We start from the raw sequence: 16084 nt of genomic DNA on the forward strand, positions 1-16084 counted from the left end.
GTTAAGCGGGGCCCCCTCCTAACGAGCCCGACCGTCAGCGGAGCAGGGGGCGGACGTCCCACAGGTAGCCGCCGGCGACGTCCCGGCCGGGGCCGACCAGGGCGTCCACCGTCGCCCGCACCGGGTCGGCGGGCGAGGAGTCGGCCTGCACCAGCGCCGCCGCCCGCCAGTGCCGCAGGTCCGCCACCGCCTGCCGGCGTTCCGCGTCACCGACCGGCGGCACCTGACCGGTCTCCGCGGCCCGGCGCAGCAGCAGCGAGGTCGGCCGGTCCGGCGCGCCCCACCGGGCGGCCGGGTCGCTGGCCGAGCGCGGCCCGATGAAGTAGCCGCCCGGCGCGTCGAAGGCCAGCCCGGTGCGCGCCGACCAGAACATCGCCGGGCTGACCGCCGCGCCGGTCACCGGCGGGACCGGCACCAGCGTGCGGCCGGCCGGCACGTACGCCCGCCAGTCGCCGCCGGCCACCACGGCCGGCACCGGCGTGACCGGCACGGTGCGGATCGGGGTCGGGGTGAGCGGCAGCAGCGCGGCGGCGACCGCGCCGGCCCACGGCGCCCAGGCGCGGACGCCGCCGCGCCGGACCCGGTCCACGGCCAGCGCCAGCAGCACGCCCACCACCGGCACGCAGACCAGCGCGAACCGGGCCGGCACCACCAGGTCGAGCAGCGGCACGTCGGCGAGCAGCCGGTACGGGCCGGGCAGCCCGGTGTCGCGCCGGTTCACCACCACCGTGGCGCCGAGCGAGAGCGACGCGAACAGCAGCCCGCAGACGGCCAGCGCGCGCACCAGCGGACGCCGCCACAGCCGCACCACCACGAGCACCGCCAGCAGCGGCAGGAACGGCCCGAAGAACGAGTTCTGCTCGGTGGGGTTCGGCGACAGCAGCCCGGCGCGGTGGGCGTCCCCGACCACGGTCTGCCGGGCGGCGGCGGTGAACGAGGCCAGGTCCAGCCGGTAGCCGCGGGTGTGGAACGGCATCCCGCCGTAGTGGCCCGGTCCGAAGAACTGGAACCACAGCGGGTACGCCAGCAGCACGCCGGCCACCAGCGCGCCGAGCCCCAGCCGGCGGGCCACCACGGGCGCCAGCCGGCGCGCGGCGGCCCGGTCGGCCAGCGCGTACGCCCCGGCCAGCACGCCGGCCGCCAGGGCCAGGAAGAGCAGCACCTCCTCGCCGAGGAACACCTGGTAGGCGACGGCCAGCCCGAGCAGCACGCCGTCGCGGCGCACCCGGTCGGTGGCCGGGCGGAACACCAGCGCGAGGATCACCGGCACCAGGAACTGGGCGGCCATGTGCAGGTGCGCCCCGGCCTGCGCCACCATCCCGGGGGCGAAGCCGCAGCAGAGCCCGCCCACCGCGGCGGCGGCCCGGGAGCGGACCAGCCGGCGGGCGAGCAGCGCGTACCAGGCGGTGGCGGTGCCGGCGAGGCTGAGCGCCACCGCGACCAGGAAGGCGGCCTGGGAGCCGAACGCCACGGTGACCGGGGTGAGCGGCACGCCCAACCCGAGCACCGAGGTGTTGGCCATCAGGTTCACCCCGTGCGGCACGTTCAGCGCGGCGCTGTGCAGCGGGTTCTCGCCGCCGGTGACCGCGCGGGCGGCCCGGGCCAGCATCCACTCGAACAGCATCTGGTCGCCGGCCTGGTGGAACAGCCGGTCCGGGCGGCGCCACTGGTCGGCGGTGAGCAGCACGGCCAGGGCGAGGTAGCCGGCCACCACGAGCGCGTCGACGGGTCGGGGCCGCCACCGGCGCCGGGGCGCGGGCTCGGGGCGGACCGCCGCCGGCGCGCTCAGGCGGATCGGTCGGTCAGTGTCCGGACGTCCCACACCCACACGTCCAGCTCCTGCCGGGCGGGCCCGACCAACTGCTCCACGGTGCGGCGCAGCGGTTCGGCGTTCTGCTCGTCCAGCGGCAGCACCACCACCGCCGCGTTCCAGTGCCGCAGTTCGTCCAGGAAGCGGCGGCGCTGCCGGTCGTCGAGCTTCGGCGTACGCCCGGTGGACGCCACGTCGGCAAGCATCTCGCCGATGCCGCTGCGCCGGCCGCCGAAGCGACCCGGGTCGCCGGTGACGCCGTTGCGCGGGGCGAGGAAGTAGCCGCCGGGAATCTTGAAGTCGAGGTCGGTGCTGGCCGCCCAGCGCATCGGGTCGGTGTTGCCCATCGCCGGCACCGGCACCGAGACCAGCGTCTGGTCCGGCCCGACGTACTCCCGCCACCGGTCGGCGGTGATGAACTCCGGCACCGGCGGTCGGGTGGTGACCCGCAGCGGCATCGGCGCGATCGGCAGCAGCGCGAAGACCAGGCCCGCCGCGGTGAGCGTCCGCGCGGTCCGCCGCTCCACGCCGCGCAACACCCAGGCACGGCGCACCGCGTACGCCAGCAGCACCGCGACGGTCACGCCGGTGATCAGGCCGAACCGGGTCGGCACCACGGCGTCCAGCAGCGGCAGCCGCACCAGCAGCTCCCACGGGCCGGTGGCCAGGTCCCGGTCCCACCAGGAGATCCGCTCGCCGAGCGAGAGCACGGCGAAGAACAGCCCGGTCGCGGCGAGCGCCCGGACCATCACGTCCCGGCGCAGCCAGATGACGATCCCCACGGTCAGCAGCGACAGGCTCCAGCCGAAGAAGGCGTTCTCCTCCGAGTAGTTCGGGGCCAGGTTGACGTTGGCCCGCTCGTTGCCGCCGAACGTGGGCGAGCCGGGCGCCACGAACGCGGCGATGTCGTTGCCGTAGTCGCGTACCGCGTCGCTGAGCCCGTGGTAGGCCATCGGCCCGGCGAACTGCACCCAGAGCGGGTACGCCAGCAGCGCGCCGGCCAGCACCGCGCAGACCGCCAGCCCGGCGCCGAGGGGCCGCCACGCGGCGGCCCACCGATCGCGCTGCTGCACCAGCACGGCGAGCAGGAACACGCCCAGGGCGAGCGCGGTGAAGAGCAGGATCTCCTCGTTGATGAACGCCTGCGCGACGACCAGCAGGGCGAGCAGCGCGCCGTCGCGGACCGGCCGGGTGGACCGGGTCAGCACCAGCACCCGCCAGACGATGAACGGCAGCAGGAACTGGCTGATGATGTTCGGGTGCCAGTTGGCGTGCGAGAGCATGGCCGGGGAGAAGCCGCAGAACCAGGCGCCTACCGCGGCGGCCGGCCGGTGCCGGACCAGGTGCCGGGAGAGCACCCGGTACCAGGCGGCGGCGGTGCCGGCCAGACCGATGGTGACCAGCGTGACGAAGGAGACCGCCGGTCCGAACAGGAGGGTCACCGGCACCATCGGGATGCCGAGCGCCAGGATGGCGGTGTTCGCCATCAGGTTGACCCCGTCGGGATAGTTGAACTGCTCGGTGAAGAACGGGAACTCGCCGTGCAGCACCACCCGCACCGAGTGGGCCAGGAAGAACTGCACCTGCGCCGGGTCGCTGCTGTAGAGCGCCGCCACCCGGCCGGCCGGGTCGGCCCAGATGCCGCTGGTCACCCAGACCGCGGCGAGGGCAAAGGCGGCGTACACGACGAGGTCGATGCGGCGGCGGGTCCACCGCCAGCGCCACCGGCGTCGGGCGGCCGGCGGCTCGGGCTCGGCGGTGGGTGCGGGCGGCCCGACCGGAGGCTCACGGCGGGTGACCGGCGGTGGATCGAGGGTGACGGATCGGGAGCCCGTCGGGGCGTCGGCGGCCGGCGTCGAGGCGCCGCGGGTCTCGGCAGGCGTCACAGTCGGCGGAGTCTACCGGAGGCGGATATTGACACACGAATCGCACGTCACGTTCCGCGACGGTCGTCCCGCCGTGGGGGCGAACCGGGCGCGTCCGGGTGCGGGTCGTCTCGTACCATGTGGGCTTCCGACCGACGACCGGCGAGGGGATCAGGGTGCTTTCAGCCCGCCGAGGCGCTGTGACGGGCACCGCGCTGGCCGCGTTGCTGCTGGCCACGGCCGGTTGTGGGCCGGTCGCCGAACGGCGGCCGGCGGATCTGCGGGTCGGCTACGACAGCCTGGACGGCACGCTCGCGGTGTGGCCGCCGCGCGGCAGCCTGGCCCGCGACGCCGCCGCCACCGCCGCGATCACCGCCGCGGTGCGGGACTGGCGCTCCCCGGTGGACGACCGCGCCCACCTGCCGTCCTCCGGCATCCTGTTCTCCGGTCAGGTGGCCGGCGCCCCGCTGGCGCTGGTCGCCGCCGACGTGCCCGGCGAGTCCGCCTCCTGGCTGCTGCAACTGGACCGGGACGGGCAGCGGTGGCGGGTGACCCACGCCACCGAGTACACCGACCCCGGCTACCTGGTCTATTCCGACGTGCTGCCGGTGGGGGCGCCCACCGGCCGCCGCTACCTCACCTCCGCCCGGGTGGAGCGCCTGCTCGGCCCGGACGGCCGGGCGGTGCCGGGCACCGACGGCGTGACCGAGCCGGTCGCCGTGCCGGCCTGCCGGGCCGTCGAGCTGACCGCGACGCTGCGACCCACGCCGTCGCTGCCGCGCGGCCGGGCCGCCGACCGCGTCCTCGACCTGGGTACGGCCACCGAGGCCCCCCGCTACCCGCTGGTCCGCGACGAGACCGGCTCCGGCAAGCGCGCCCTGACCGGCCTGGACACCTGTGTCCTGGGCGGCGAGCAGGGCCCGTTCGGCAGCGCGCCGCGCCGCATCGGCGACCGTGCGGCGCCCCGGTCCGCGCCGGAGTCCTGGCCGATGGCGAAGCTCGCGACCCGGGCGTTGGGCTCGGTGGCCCTCGGCGGCGGCGAGCCCGGTGACCTGGAGCAGCTCACCTGGGAGACGCCGAGCGGGACGATGACCGCCGTGCTCTACCGCCCGGCCGGCGGCGGCACCCCGGTGGTGTCCCCCGCCGACCGCTCCACCACGTTGCAGGCCTACCACCTGCCGCTGCCCGGGCAGCCGCTCGCGGTGCTGACCTGGCGGACCCGGGACGCCTCCTTCGCCGCGCCGCCCGGCACCACCCGCCTGGTCGACCGTCCCGGCCTCGTGGTGGTCGAGCAGACCGACGCCAAGCAGACGTTCAGCCTGGCCGGCACCGAGAAGACCTGGTACCGCTCCCTCTCCTCCCCCGCTGACCACCCCGCCCCCCACCCCCACCCCCGCCCGCAGCCGGCGTACCGGCTGCCGGCTGCCGATCATGGAGTTGTGGCGCCTGGGATGTCCGGCTAATCCCGATAAAGGAACCGCCACAACTCCAAGATCGGCGAAGTTGGGCGGGCGGGGCGAGGGCCGGGCGGGGCGAGGCGAGGGCCGGGCGGGGCGGGGCGAGGGCCGGGCGGGGCGAGGCGAGGGCCGGGCGGGGCGAGGCGAGGGCCGGGCGGGGCGAGGCGAGGGCCGGGCGGGGCGAGGCGAGGGCCGGGCGAGGCGAGGCGAGGGCCGGGCGAGGCGAGGCGAGGGCCGGGCGAGGCGAGGCGAGGGCCGGGCGAGGCGAGGCGAGGGCCGGGCGAGGCGAGGCGAGGGCCGGGCGAGGCGAGGGCCGGGCGGGGCGAGGGCCGGGCGGGGCGAGGCGAGGGCCGGGCGGGGCGGGGCGAGGGCCGGGCGGGGCGAGGCGCGGGCGGGGCGGGGCGGTCAGGGGTGGGGGCGGCGCATGCCCAGGTAGTGGGTGTGGGCGGGGGCGGGGCGGGTGGTGCCGTCGGGGTGCCAGCCGTGGCGGGCGTAGAAGGCGCGGGCTCGCATGTTGCGCTCCCACACCTCCAGGACGCCCACGGCCAGGCCCTCGGTCTCCAGATGGCGCAGAAAGTGGCCGTGCAGCGCGCTGCCGACGCCCCGGCTCCAGTGGTCCGGGTCGACGTGGAGCTGGTAGAGCTGGGCGGCGTCCGCCTCGGGCGTGTGCGGCGGGCCCATCGCCAGCAGGCCCACCAGGCGACCGTCCGCGACGGCGCACCGGACGTGCTTGTGCGGCGCGGCGATCGCGGCGGCCCACCCGTCGCGCTGTTCCCGGGCCAGCTCCGGGGTGACGATCTCCGCGACGGTCAGCCCGCCGGCGCCGTAGTAGGCGACCCGGGCGCGGGTGTGCAGGGCGACGACGTCGTCCAGGTCACCCGCCGTGGCTTCGCGGACATCCATGCTGCGGCCCTCCCTGACCCGCCCCACCTCGCCTGGGTGCGACGGACAGCCGGACCGGAACAGGCAGGGTCCCGGAACAGCGCTCGGGCGGCCCCGTGACAACGGGACCGCCCGAGCACCGTAGACCGGATCAGTTCTGCGCGGCGGCCCCGTCGGTGGCCGGCTCGACCGGCGCCGCGTCCAGGCCGGAGATCCAGCCGGTGACGTCGCGGGCCACGTCCTGCGCGGTCAGCCCCAGGTCGGACAGGATCTGCGCGCGGGTGCCGTGCGGGTGCCAGTCGGCCGGTACGCCGAGGTCGCGCACCGGCACCCGGACGTCGGCGTCCCGCATGGCCTGGGCCAGCGCGGAGCCGACGCCACCGATGCGGACGCCGTCCTCGACGGTGACCACGAGCCGGTGCCCGGCGGCCAGCTCGACCAGTTCGGCCGGGATCGGGCGGACCCAGCGCGGGTCGACCACGGTGACGCCGTAGCCGTGCTCGGCGACCCGGGCGGCGACCTCCATGCCGAGGCCGGCGAACGAGCCGACCGCGACCAGCAGCACGTCGGTGCGCGCCGACTCGGTCAGCACGTCGACCGGGCCGATCCGGCGGACGGCCGGCAGGTCGGCGGTGACGGTGCCGCTCGGGAAGCGCAGGATGGTCGGGCCGTCGTCGACGGCGATCGCCTCGCGCAGTTCCTCACGCACGGTGGCCGAGTCGCGGGGCGCGGCGATCCGCAGGCCGGGCACCACGCCGAAGACGGACATGTCCCAGATGCCGTAGTGGCTGGGCCCGTCCGGGCCGGTGATGCCCGCCCGGTCCAGCACGAAGGTGACCGGCAGCTTGTGCATCGCCACGTCCAGCAGGACCTGGTCGAACGCGCGGTTGAGGAACGTGGCGTAGACCGCGACCACCGGGTGCAGGCCGCCCATGGCCAGGCCGGCGGCGGACGTGGCGGCGTGCTGCTCGGCGATGCCCACGTCGTAGACCCGCTCCGGGTACTTGCGGGCCAGCGTGGCGATGCCGGTGGGCTCGGCCATGGCGGCGGTGATGCCGACCACGTCGGGGCGCTCGTCGGCGATCGCCACCAGCTCGTTGGCGAACACGTGGGTCCACTTCACCGACGGCGCGGCAACGAGTTGGCCGGTCTCCACGTCGAAGGCGCCGCCGGGGCCGTGCAGGCAGTCGGCCTCGTCGTCCTCGGCCGGACGGTAGCCGTAGCCCTTGCGGGTGACCGCGTGCACGATCACCGGGCCGCCGAAGTTCTTCGCCGCGCGCAGCGCCGCCTCGACGGCGGGCACGTCGTGACCGTCGACCGGGCCCACATATTTGATGCCGAGGTCCTCGAACATGGCCTGCGGGGCGACCGCGTCCTTGATGCCCTTCTTGACCGCGTGCAGCACCTCGAACATCGGCTTGCCGACGAACGGCGTGTTGCCGAGCGCGTCCTTGACGGTGTCGAGCACCTTCTCGTAGCCGGGGTTGAGCCGCAGCGACGACAGGTGGTCGGCGAGGCCGCCGATGGTCGGCGAGTAGGACCGGCCGTTGTCGTTCACCACGATGATCAGCGGGTTGCCGGCGGTGGCGATGTTGTTGAGCGCCTCCCAGCACATGCCGCCGGTGAGCGCGCCGTCGCCGACCACGGCCACCACGGACCGCTTCTCGCCGCGCAGCGCGTACGCCTTGGCCAGGCCGTCGGCGTACGACAGGGCGGTGGAGGCGTGCGAGTTCTCGATCAGGTCGTGCTCGCTCTCCGCCTGGTTCGGGTAGCCGGAGATGCCTCCGCGCTGGCGGAGCTTGTCGAAGCCCTCCTGCCGGCCGGTGAGGATCTTGTGCACGTACGCCTGGTGGCCGGTGTCGAAGAGGAGCCGGTCGCGCGGGGAGTCGAAGACCCGGTGCATGGCCAGGGTCAGCTCGACGACGCCCAGGTTGGGGCCGATGTGCCCGCCGGTGCGGGAGACCTTCGCGATCAGGAAGTCCCGGATCTCGGCGGCGAGGATGTCCAGTTGCTCGGCGGTCATCCGCTTCACGTCCTGCGGGCCACGGACGGCGCCCAGCAGCCGACCGTGGTTGGCCGTGCCCTCTTCAACACTCATGACCGGAGAGTCTATCGGCCGTCGCACAGTCCGCAGCCGAGCCGTGGCTCAGGACGCCACCACCAGCCGGCGCGGCGGTGTCGGGGTCGGCGCCCCGAACGGCGGGCCGGCCGGGGTCCAGGAGCCGAGCACCGCGGCCCGGGACGCGCCGGTCACCGACGGCACCGCGCCGGGCAGCCCGTGCCAGCTCAGCCAGCCCAGCAGCGCGAACGCGTACGCCTCCTTGGCCTGCGCCGGCACGCCCAGCTCGTCGGTGACGCGCAGCCGCCAGCGGCCGGCCCCGAGCGCGGCCAGTCGCGCCCGAAGTGTGGGATTACGCACTCCCCCGCCGGCGGCCACCACCTCGGTCACCCGGTGCCGGTCGCAGGCGTCGGCGACCGTGCGGGCGGTCAGCTCGGTGAGCGTGGCCAGCACGTCGTCGGCGGCGACCGGCTCGCCCAGGTCGGCCAGCGCGGCGTCCAGGTAGCCGGCGTGGAACAGCTCCTTGCCCGTCGACTTCGGCGGCGGGGCGGCGTAGTAGGGCTCGGCGAGCAGCCGGGCCAGCAGCACCTCGTGCACCCGGCCGGCGGCGGCCCGCGCCCCGTCGACGTCGCACGGCCGGTCCAGGAAGCGCCGGGCGGCGGCGTCCAGCAGCGCGTTGGCCGGGCCCACGTCGTACCCGAGGACCGGCGCCCCGGGCGCGACCACGGTGAGGTTCGCGATCCCACCCAGGTTCAGCGCGGCCCGCGGGGAGGTGCCGGCGTCGAGCAGCAGCGCGTCGAACGCCGGGACCAGCGGCGCGCCCTGCCCGCCGGCCGCCACGTCCGCCGAGCGCAGGTCGTGCAGCACCGGTACGCCCACCCGCGCGGCCACCCGGGCCGGCGCGCCGAGCTGGAGCGTGCCGCGCGCCCGGCCGCCCTCGACCCAGTGGAAGACGGTCTGCCCGTGCGACACGACCGCGTCGGCCGTGCCGCCGGCCAGCTCGACGCCGACGGCCGCCGCCTCGGCGAACACGTCGCCGAGCCGGTTGTCCAGCTTGCAGACCGCCTCGATCGTGGTGGCCGCCGGCGGCAGCAGCGCGCCGATCTCCGCCCGCAGGTCGTCCGGGTAGGCCAGCTCACGATGGCCGAGCGGCCGCAGCCGCAGCGTGTCCCCGTCAAGCGCGAACTCCCCCGCGGCGACGTCCACCCCGTCATACGACGTCCCCGACATCAACCCGACGATGCGCAAGGAAGGGCCCCCTTTTAACGGATTCGGTAGAGGAAGGGCCCCCGCTTAACGCGCCGGGGGCAGGAAGAGGCCGACCAGCTCGACGTGCTGGGTCATCGGGAACAGGTCGAAGCCGCGCAACTCGGCCAGCCGCCACCCGGCCTCGGCGAACGTGCGCACGTCCCGGGCGAACGCGGCCGGATCGCAGGCCACGTACGCCACCGCGCGGGGGCTCGCGGCCACCACGCCGCGTACCACCGCCGCGCCGGCGCCCGCGCGCGGCGGGTCGAGCACCACCAGGTCGACCGGGCCGGTGATCCGGCGGCGGGCCAGCGCGGTCTCCACCCGGGCCGCGACCACCTCGACGCCGGACAGGTCGGCCAGGTTCGTCCGGGCCGCGGCCACCCCGTCCGGGGCCGACTCGACCACCGTCACCCGGGCCCCGTCGACCCGGCCGGCGAGCGCGGCGGCGAACAGCCCGGCCCCGCCGTACAGGTCCCACGCGGTCTCGCCGGGCCGCGGGTCGAGCAGCTCGACCACGGCGCCGACCAGGGCGTCCGCGGCCGCCGGGTGGACCTGCCAGAAGCCCGACGCGGGCAGCGTGAAGGACCGCCCGGCCGCCGTCTCGCGGACCCGCTCCGGCCCGCGCACGGCGGTCGCCACCCCGTCGGCGTACGCGACCACGGCGACGTCCCCGCCGCTGCTGGCCACCGTCTCCACCGCGTCGGCGTCCGGCCAGCTCGCCCCGCTCGGCGGCAGCACCGGCAGCTCCTGGATCGCCGGGTGGGCGATCAGGCAGCGGTCGATCGGCACCACCTCGTGCGAGCGGTGCTTGAGCAGCCCGGCCCGGCCGGCGGCGTCGACCGCGTAGCGGACCCGCGAGCGCCAGCCCAGCGGCCCGCCGGGCAGCGCCTCGACCCGGACGCCGAGCGCGTCGACCCGCTCGTCGGTGAGCCCACCCAGCCGGGTGAGTTGCTCGCGCACCACCGCGGCCTTCCAGTCGAGCTGGGCGGCCGGCGCGACGTGCTGGAGGTCGCAGCCGCCGCACGCGCCCGGCCGGGCGTACGGGCAGGGCGGGGCGACCCGGTCCGGTGAGGCGTCGAGGACCTCCACCGCGTCGGCGCGGGCGAAGCCCCGGTGTAGTTCGGTCACCTCGGCCACCACCCGCTCGCCGGGCAGCGCGTGCCGGACGAACACCACCTGGCCGCCGACCCGGGCCACGCAGTGGCCGCCGGGGGCGACCGCGTCGACGGTCAGCTCGACCCGTTCGGCCTCCTCCAGCCCGGGACGCGGATCCGCGCTCATGAGCGCCCCTCCGGCTCGCCCGAGGGCGTGGCGTCGACCGGCGGCGGCAGGGTGCTCTGCGGCGCCACCCGGGGGCCGCGCGCCGGACCCCGGCTGAGCGTGGCGTCCAGGCGGTCCAGGTTCTTGCTGGCGGTCGAGGCGAGCTGCCAGGGCACGCTCGTCACCATCACGCCCGGCTCGAACAGCAGCCGGCCCTTGAGCCGCAGCGCGCTCTGGTTGTGCAGCAGGTTCTCCCACCAGCGGCCCACCACGTACTCCGGGATGAAGACGGTGACCACGTCGCGGGGTGACTCGCGGCGGACCGACGCGACGAAGTTGATGATCGGGCGGGTGATCTCCCGGTACGGGGAGTCGATCACGGTCAGCGGCACCGGCAGCTCCCGCCGCTCCCAGTCGGCCTGGAGGTCCCGGGTGTCCTTCTCGTCCACGTTGACGGTGACCGCGGTGAGCGTGTCCGGCCGGGTGGCCCGGGCGTACGCGACGGCCCGCAGCGTGGGCTGGTGCAGCTTGCTGACCAGCACGATGGCGTGGTTGCGGGCGGGCAGCACGGCCCGCTGCTCGGTCGGCTCCAGCTCGGCGGCGACCCGGTCGTAGTGCCGGCGGATGCCCAGCATGACCACGTACATCACGGCCATCGCGACGATCGCGATCCAGGCGCCGAGCAGGAACTTGGTGACCAGCACGATGACCAGCACCACGCCGGTCATGGCCATGCCGAACGCGTTGATCGCCCGGGAGCGGACCATCCGCCGCCGCGCCTCCGGGTCCCGCTCGTTGCGCAGGTGCCGGTTCCAGTGCCGGATCATGCCGGCCTGGGAGAGCGTGAACGAGACGAACACCCCGACGATGTAGAGCTGGATGAGCCGGGTCACCTCGGCCTGGAAGCCGACGATCAGCACCACCGCGAAGACGGCGAGGAAGACGATGCCGTTGGAGAACGCCAGCCGGTCACCCCGGGTGTGCAGTTGGCGCGGCAGGTAGCGGTCCTGCGCCAGGATCGAGCCGAGCACCGGGAAGCCGTTGAACGCGGTGTTCGCGGCCAGGAACAGGATCAGCGCGGTCATCCCGGCGACCACGTAGAGCAGCACCGAGCCACCGCCGAACACGGTCTCGCCGAGCTGCACGGTGACCGTCTTCTGCACGTAGTCGGCCGGGCCGCCGACGATCTGCGTGGCCGGGTCCTCGACGAACTGCAGGCCGGTGAGCCGGGACAGCCAGATGATGCCGACAAGCATGGTGACCGCGATGCCGCCGAGCAACAGCAGCGTGGTCGCCGCGTTCTTCGACTTCGGCGACTTGAACGCCGGTACGCCGTTGGAGATCGCCTCCACGCCGGTGAGCGCGGCGCAGCCGGACGAGAACGTGCGCAGCAGCAGGAAGATCAGCGCGAACCCGGTCACGCTGTGCTCGGCGTGGATCTCCAGGCCGGCGCTGGGCGCGTGCAGGTCGTCGCCGAGCACGAAGATCCGGACCAGGCCGGTCAGCAGCATGCCGCCGATGACGATGACGAAGCCGTACGTGGGGATGGCGAACGCGGTGCCCGACTCGCGCAGGCCGCGCAGGTTGATCGCGGTGAGCAGCACCACCGCGCTGACCGCGATGAGCACCTTGTGGGTGGCCACGAACGGCACCACCGAGCCCAGGTTGGCCACCCCGGAGGAGACCGACACCGCCACGGTGAGCACGTAGTCGACCAGCAGCGCGCTGGCCACCGCGAGCCCGGCGCGCGGCCCCAGGTTGACGGTGGCGACCTCGTAGTCGCCGCCGCCGGAGGGGTAGGCGTGCACGTTCTGCCGGTAGCTCGCCACCACGGTCAGCATCACCACGACGACGGCGAGGGCGACCCACGGCGAGAAGAAGAACGCCGAGGCGCCGGCGATGGAGAGCGTCAGCAGGATCTCGTCCGGGGCGTACGCCACGGAGGAGAGCGCGTCGGACGCGAAGACCGGCAGCGCGATGCGCTTCGGCAGCAGGGTGTGCTGGAGGCGGTCGGACCGGAACGGTCGACCGAGGAGGAGTCGCTTCAGCAGCGAGGTGGGGCTGGCCACAACCGACAAGCGTACGGCCATCGCGTACGGGACGGTGGGGTGGCTGATCACCGTCGCGCGCGCCCGCACGGTACGGTCGGTGCCCCGCCGGGGGCGGGGACGTGGCAGGCTTCGCAGAGGACGGGTCGGCGGGCGGCACCGTGGGAGGAGCGGACACCGTGCATGTCGTGATCATGGGCTGCGGCCGGGTCGGGTCGACCCTGGCCCACAGCCTGGAGTCCCGGGGGCACTCGGTGGCGGTGATCGACCAGGACGCCGACGCGTTCCGTCGCCTCGGGCCCGACTTCGCCGGCATCACGGTCACCGGGGCGGGCTTCGACGGCGAGGTGCTGCGCGAGGCCGGCATCGAGCGGGCGGACGCCTTCGCCGCGGTCTCCAGCGGCGACAACTCCAACATCATCTCGGCCCGGCTGGCCCGGGAGACGTTCGGCGTGTCCCGGGTCGCGGCCCGGATCTACGACCAGCGCCGGGCCCAGGTCTACGAGCGCCTCGGCATCCCGACCGTGGCCACCGTCCGGTGGACCGCCGACCGGATGCTGCGCCACCTGGTCCCCGAGGGCAACGTGGAGATCTTCCGCGACCTGACCAGCACCGTGTCGATCGTCGAGGTGCCGGTGCACAAGGACTGGATCGGCCGGCCGCTGCGGCAGCTCGAGGAGTCGGCCGGCGCCCGGGTGGCCTACCTGACCCGGTTCGGCATCGGCACCCTGCCCACCGCCTCCACCGTGGTGCAGGAGGGCGACCAGGTCTTCATGCTGGTGACCGACGACATCACCGCCTCGGTCACCTCGGTGGCGGCGGCGCCGCCGGAAGGGGGGCACTGAGCCATGCGGATCGCCATCGCCGGCGCCGGCAACGTGGGCCGCTCGATCGCCCAGGAGCTGATCGACAACGGCCACCAGGTGATGCTGATCGAGCGGCAGCCCAAGATGCTGCGGCCCGACCGGGTGCCCACCGCCGACTGGGTGCTGGCCGACGCGTGCGAGCTGGCCAGCCTCGAGGAGGCCAACGTGGCCGGCTGTGACGTGGTGGTGGCGGCCACCGGCGACGACAAGGTCAACCTGGTGGTCTCGCTGCTGGCCAAGACCGAGTTCGCGGTGCCCCGGGTGGTGGCCCGGGTCAACCGGGCGGAGAACGAGTGGCTCTTCACCGAGCAGTGGGGCGTCGACGTGTCGGTCAGCAAGCCGCGCGTGATGGCGGCGCTGGTCGAGGAGGCGGTCACCGTCGGCGACCTGGTCCGGCTGATGACCTTCCGGCAGGGCGAGGCCAACCTGGTCGAGATCACCCTGCCGCCGACCGCGCCCTACGTCGGGCAGCCGATCCACGCGGTGCCGATCCCCCGGGACGCGGCGCTGGTGGCGATCCTGCGCGGCAAGCGGGTGCTGGTGCCCACGCCGGACGACCCGATCGAGGCCGGCGACGAGCTGGTCTTCGTGTGCACCGCCGAGGTGGAGGACGACGTGCGCGCGGTGATCCTCGGGCCGGAGAGCACCGGCCGGCAGCGGGAACGCGCCTGACCGCGAGCGGTCAGGCGCCCGGCAGCGGGGTCACCGGGGCGCCGTCGCGGGTGACCCGGCGCACCACCCAGACCGTGATCAGCAGCAGCAGCGCGTACGGCGGGTAGCCCAGCGCCAGCCGGGCCACGCCGAGCGCGGTGTCCTGGTGGGCCAGGTAGAGCCCGGCCTGCACGCCGACCTTGGCCAGCCACACCACGCCCCAGAGCACGGTGAGCTGGGAGAAGGTGCGCACCAGCTTCGGGTCGTCGCGCCACTCGGAGCGGCCCTTGGCCACCAGCACCGACCAGAGCCAGCCGACCAGCGGCTGCCGGAACACGGCGGAGAGCAGCAGCGCCAGGCCGTAGCCGATGCCGAAGAGGATGCCGGGCAGATAGAAGTCGCGCGCGTCGCCGCTGCGCAGGGCGAACAACGCGCCGACGCCGATGCCGAACAATCCGTTCAGCGCGTGCCGCACCGGTTTGCGCTGCGCCAGCCGCATCGCGGCGATCAGCAGCGCCACCGCGATCGAGGCGATCAGCGCCGGCCGCAGCTCGCCCACCACGTTGGCGATCACGAAGACCACCACCGGGATGCTCGACTCGACGAGGCCACGCCAACCGCCGAGCTGGTCGGCCATCTGCTCGGCGATGCTGGGCAGCCGCTCCTCGTCCTGCGGGTCGAGGCCCGACGGGGTGTGCTGCTGTCCGGTCGTCACTTCGGCGGCTCCAGCTCGTAGTGCGGGTTGTAGATCACCTTGCGGTCGTCCCGCACGGCCACCCGGCCGTGCGCGGTGAGGTGCCGGCCCGGCTCGATCCCGGCGATGTGCCGCCGGCCCAGCCAGACCAGGGTGACCACGTCGTTGCCGTCGTACAGGTCGGCCTCCAGCGTGGGCAGGTTGGTGCGCGGCGTGTAGACCACCGTGCGCAGCCGCCCGGCCACCGAGACCACCTGCCCCCGGTTGCACTGGTGGGTCGGGGTGCCACCGGACTCGGCGCTCTCCCGGCGCAACTCCTGCGCCTCGATCTCGGCCTCGCTCGCGGTGAGCCGTTGCAGGAGCCGCCGCAGCGACACCCGGCCCTGGTCGGTCGTCATGACCTCCGCGTCACCCTCTCCACCGGCGGGGGCTCCACGGGGGGCGGAGCCGTCCCGCCAGCGTACGCCGGTCCGGCCCGGGAGCGGGACCACCGGGCCCCGTGGCCGACCCCGGGCGGGCCGGGCGGCGGACACGGGCGCGGGCCCGGGCCCGCCGGCGGAAGGGCCGACGGGACCGGGCCCGGCACGATATCTCAGACCTCCTGCGGGCCGCCGGCCTGCTGCTCGGCGACCTCGCGGGGCAGCCGCAGCGGCAGCGGCTCACGGACCGGCTTGGCCTCCTGGCCCCGGTCCACGACCAGCCCGTCCAGGCAGGCGGCGAGCGCGCCGCCGGCCGTCGGGTCGGTGGCCGCCCGGCCCTGGAAGACGCCACGCACCATCCAGCGCGGCCCGTCGACGCCGACGAAGCGCAGGTCGGTCACGCCGTCCGGGGTGCGGACCCGGGCGCGCAGCTCGGGGCCGCGCTCCCCCTCGACCTCCTCGGTCACGGCGCCGTCGTTCACCAGCGAGGTGCGGATCTCCTCGCGCACCTCGTCCCAGATGCCCTCCGAGCGGGGCGCGGCGAAGACGCCGAGCTGCAGCGCGTTCTCCCCGTGCACCAGCACGACCTGCTGGATCACGCCCTGCGGGTCGGCCTGCACCCGCACCTCCACGTCCGGCACCGCCGGGATCTGGAGGCTGCCCAGGTCGAGCCGGGGCTCGTCGGGCGCCTCGCTGACGTCGTACGGCCCGCGGGCCGGCGCCGTCGAGGTCTCCTCGGCCGCCAGGGCGTCGTTGTCACGCGCCTGCCGCGCCTCGTCGGCCCGCTTCCGGGAGAAGATCACTGCGTCCACCCTCCGCTGT

Annotated in this window: 13 protein-coding genes; 3 read left to right on the plus strand and 10 right to left on the minus strand. The window is 75.1% G+C overall.

The window, feature by feature from the left end:
- Positions 1–34 precede the first annotated feature (34 nt).
- The gene (locus H1D33_RS16090) at positions 35–1828 is read right to left on the minus strand and encodes a hypothetical protein (protein ID WP_181572353.1); all 1794 of its coding nucleotides are present in this window, start codon (positions 1826–1828) and stop codon (positions 35–37) included.
- Entirely contained in the window at positions 1786–3696 is a 1911-nt protein-coding gene (locus H1D33_RS16095) for a DUF6311 domain-containing protein (RefSeq protein ID WP_181572352.1), read from the minus strand. Before H1D33_RS16095 ends, H1D33_RS16090 begins: the two co-directional genes overlap by 43 nt.
- Positions 3697–3851: 155 nt before the next feature.
- Between H1D33_RS16095 and H1D33_RS16100 the strand changes: the two genes are divergently transcribed.
- Positions 3852–5138 carry a hypothetical protein gene (locus H1D33_RS16100; protein ID WP_307755200.1) on the plus strand — a complete coding sequence of 429 codons (1287 nt, stop codon included), beginning with the start codon at positions 3852–3854 and terminating at the stop codon, positions 5136–5138.
- A 399-nt stretch (positions 5139–5537) separates the two neighbouring features.
- Here the strand turns inward: H1D33_RS16100 and H1D33_RS16105 are convergent, their stop codons facing one another.
- From H1D33_RS16105 to H1D33_RS16125, 5 genes are all read right to left on the minus strand, one after another.
- Complete coding sequence (locus H1D33_RS16105; protein ID WP_181572350.1) at positions 5538–6035, minus strand: GNAT family N-acetyltransferase; 498 nt, start codon at positions 6033–6035, stop codon at positions 5538–5540.
- Between the two features lie 130 nt (positions 6036–6165).
- On the minus strand, positions 6166–8112 hold the full coding sequence (gene dxs / locus H1D33_RS16110) for a 1-deoxy-D-xylulose-5-phosphate synthase (RefSeq protein WP_181572349.1): 1947 nt from the start codon (positions 8110–8112) through the stop codon (positions 6166–6168).
- A 48-nt stretch (positions 8113–8160) separates the two neighbouring features.
- Positions 8161–9321: an anhydro-N-acetylmuramic acid kinase gene (locus H1D33_RS16115; RefSeq protein WP_181572348.1), complete on the minus strand. Its 1161-nt coding sequence runs from the start codon at positions 9319–9321 to the stop codon at positions 8161–8163.
- 45 nt (positions 9322–9366) lie between these two features.
- Positions 9367–10605 (minus strand): class I SAM-dependent RNA methyltransferase, encoded by a 1239-nt coding sequence (locus tag H1D33_RS16120; RefSeq protein WP_181572347.1) that lies wholly within the window; start codon positions 10603–10605, stop codon positions 9367–9369.
- Positions 10602–12653, minus strand: coding sequence for an APC family permease (locus H1D33_RS16125; RefSeq protein ID WP_181572346.1), 2052 nt, complete (start codon positions 12651–12653; stop codon positions 10602–10604). The genes H1D33_RS16120 and H1D33_RS16125 overlap by 4 nt, the downstream gene beginning before the upstream one ends.
- A gap of 158 nt (positions 12654–12811) precedes the next feature.
- Here H1D33_RS16125 and H1D33_RS16130 point away from each other — a divergent pair, with 158 nt between their 5' ends.
- Both H1D33_RS16130 and H1D33_RS16135 read left to right on the plus strand, forming a co-directional pair.
- Entirely contained in the window at positions 12812–13477 is a 666-nt protein-coding gene (locus tag H1D33_RS16130; protein ID WP_181572345.1) for a potassium channel family protein, read from the plus strand.
- Positions 13478–13480: 3 nt separating this feature from the next.
- Positions 13481–14170, plus strand: a complete 690-nt coding sequence (locus H1D33_RS16135) for a potassium channel family protein (protein WP_181572344.1) — start codon at positions 13481–13483, stop codon at positions 14168–14170.
- Positions 14171–14180: 10 nt separating this feature from the next.
- On the opposite strand, the gene H1D33_RS16140 is transcribed toward H1D33_RS16135, so the two are convergent.
- The 3 genes from H1D33_RS16140 to H1D33_RS16150 all read right to left on the minus strand — a co-directional run bounded on the left by H1D33_RS16140 (position 14181) and on the right by H1D33_RS16150 (position 16065).
- Positions 14181–14864: a DUF3159 domain-containing protein gene (locus H1D33_RS16140; protein WP_181572343.1), complete on the minus strand. Its 684-nt coding sequence runs from the start codon at positions 14862–14864 to the stop codon at positions 14181–14183.
- Entirely contained in the window at positions 14861–15241 is a 381-nt protein-coding gene (locus H1D33_RS16145) for an OB-fold nucleic acid binding domain-containing protein (protein ID WP_091070543.1), read from the minus strand. Before H1D33_RS16145 ends, H1D33_RS16140 begins: the two co-directional genes overlap by 4 nt.
- A 194-nt stretch (positions 15242–15435) precedes the next feature.
- Positions 15436–16065: a DUF3710 domain-containing protein gene (locus H1D33_RS16150; protein WP_181572342.1), complete on the minus strand. Its 630-nt coding sequence runs from the start codon at positions 16063–16065 to the stop codon at positions 15436–15438.
- Positions 16066–16084 lie beyond the last annotated feature (19 nt).

This window comes from Micromonospora ferruginea, assembly GCF_013694245.2.
GTDB classification, from domain to species: Bacteria; Actinomycetota; Actinomycetes; order Mycobacteriales; family Micromonosporaceae; genus Micromonospora; species Micromonospora robiginosa.

Bases quoted from the DNA above. Each gene is read 5' to 3' on its own strand.
- H1D33_RS16120 (WP_181572347.1), bottom strand. From the start codon at position 10,605: ATGAGCGCGGATCCGCGTCCCGGGCTGGAGGAGGCCGAACGGGTCGAG.
- H1D33_RS16145 (WP_091070543.1), bottom strand. From the start codon at position 15,241: ATGACGACCGACCAGGGCCGGGTGTCGCTGCGGCGGCTCCTGCAACGG.
- dxs (WP_181572349.1), bottom strand. From the start codon at position 8,112: ATGAGTGTTGAAGAGGGCACGGCCAACCACGGTCGGCTGCTGGGCGCC.
- H1D33_RS16105 (WP_181572350.1), bottom strand. From the start codon at position 6,035: ATGGATGTCCGCGAAGCCACGGCGGGTGACCTGGACGACGTCGTCGCC.
- H1D33_RS16135 (WP_181572344.1), top strand. From the start codon at position 13,481: ATGCGGATCGCCATCGCCGGCGCCGGCAACGTGGGCCGCTCGATCGCC.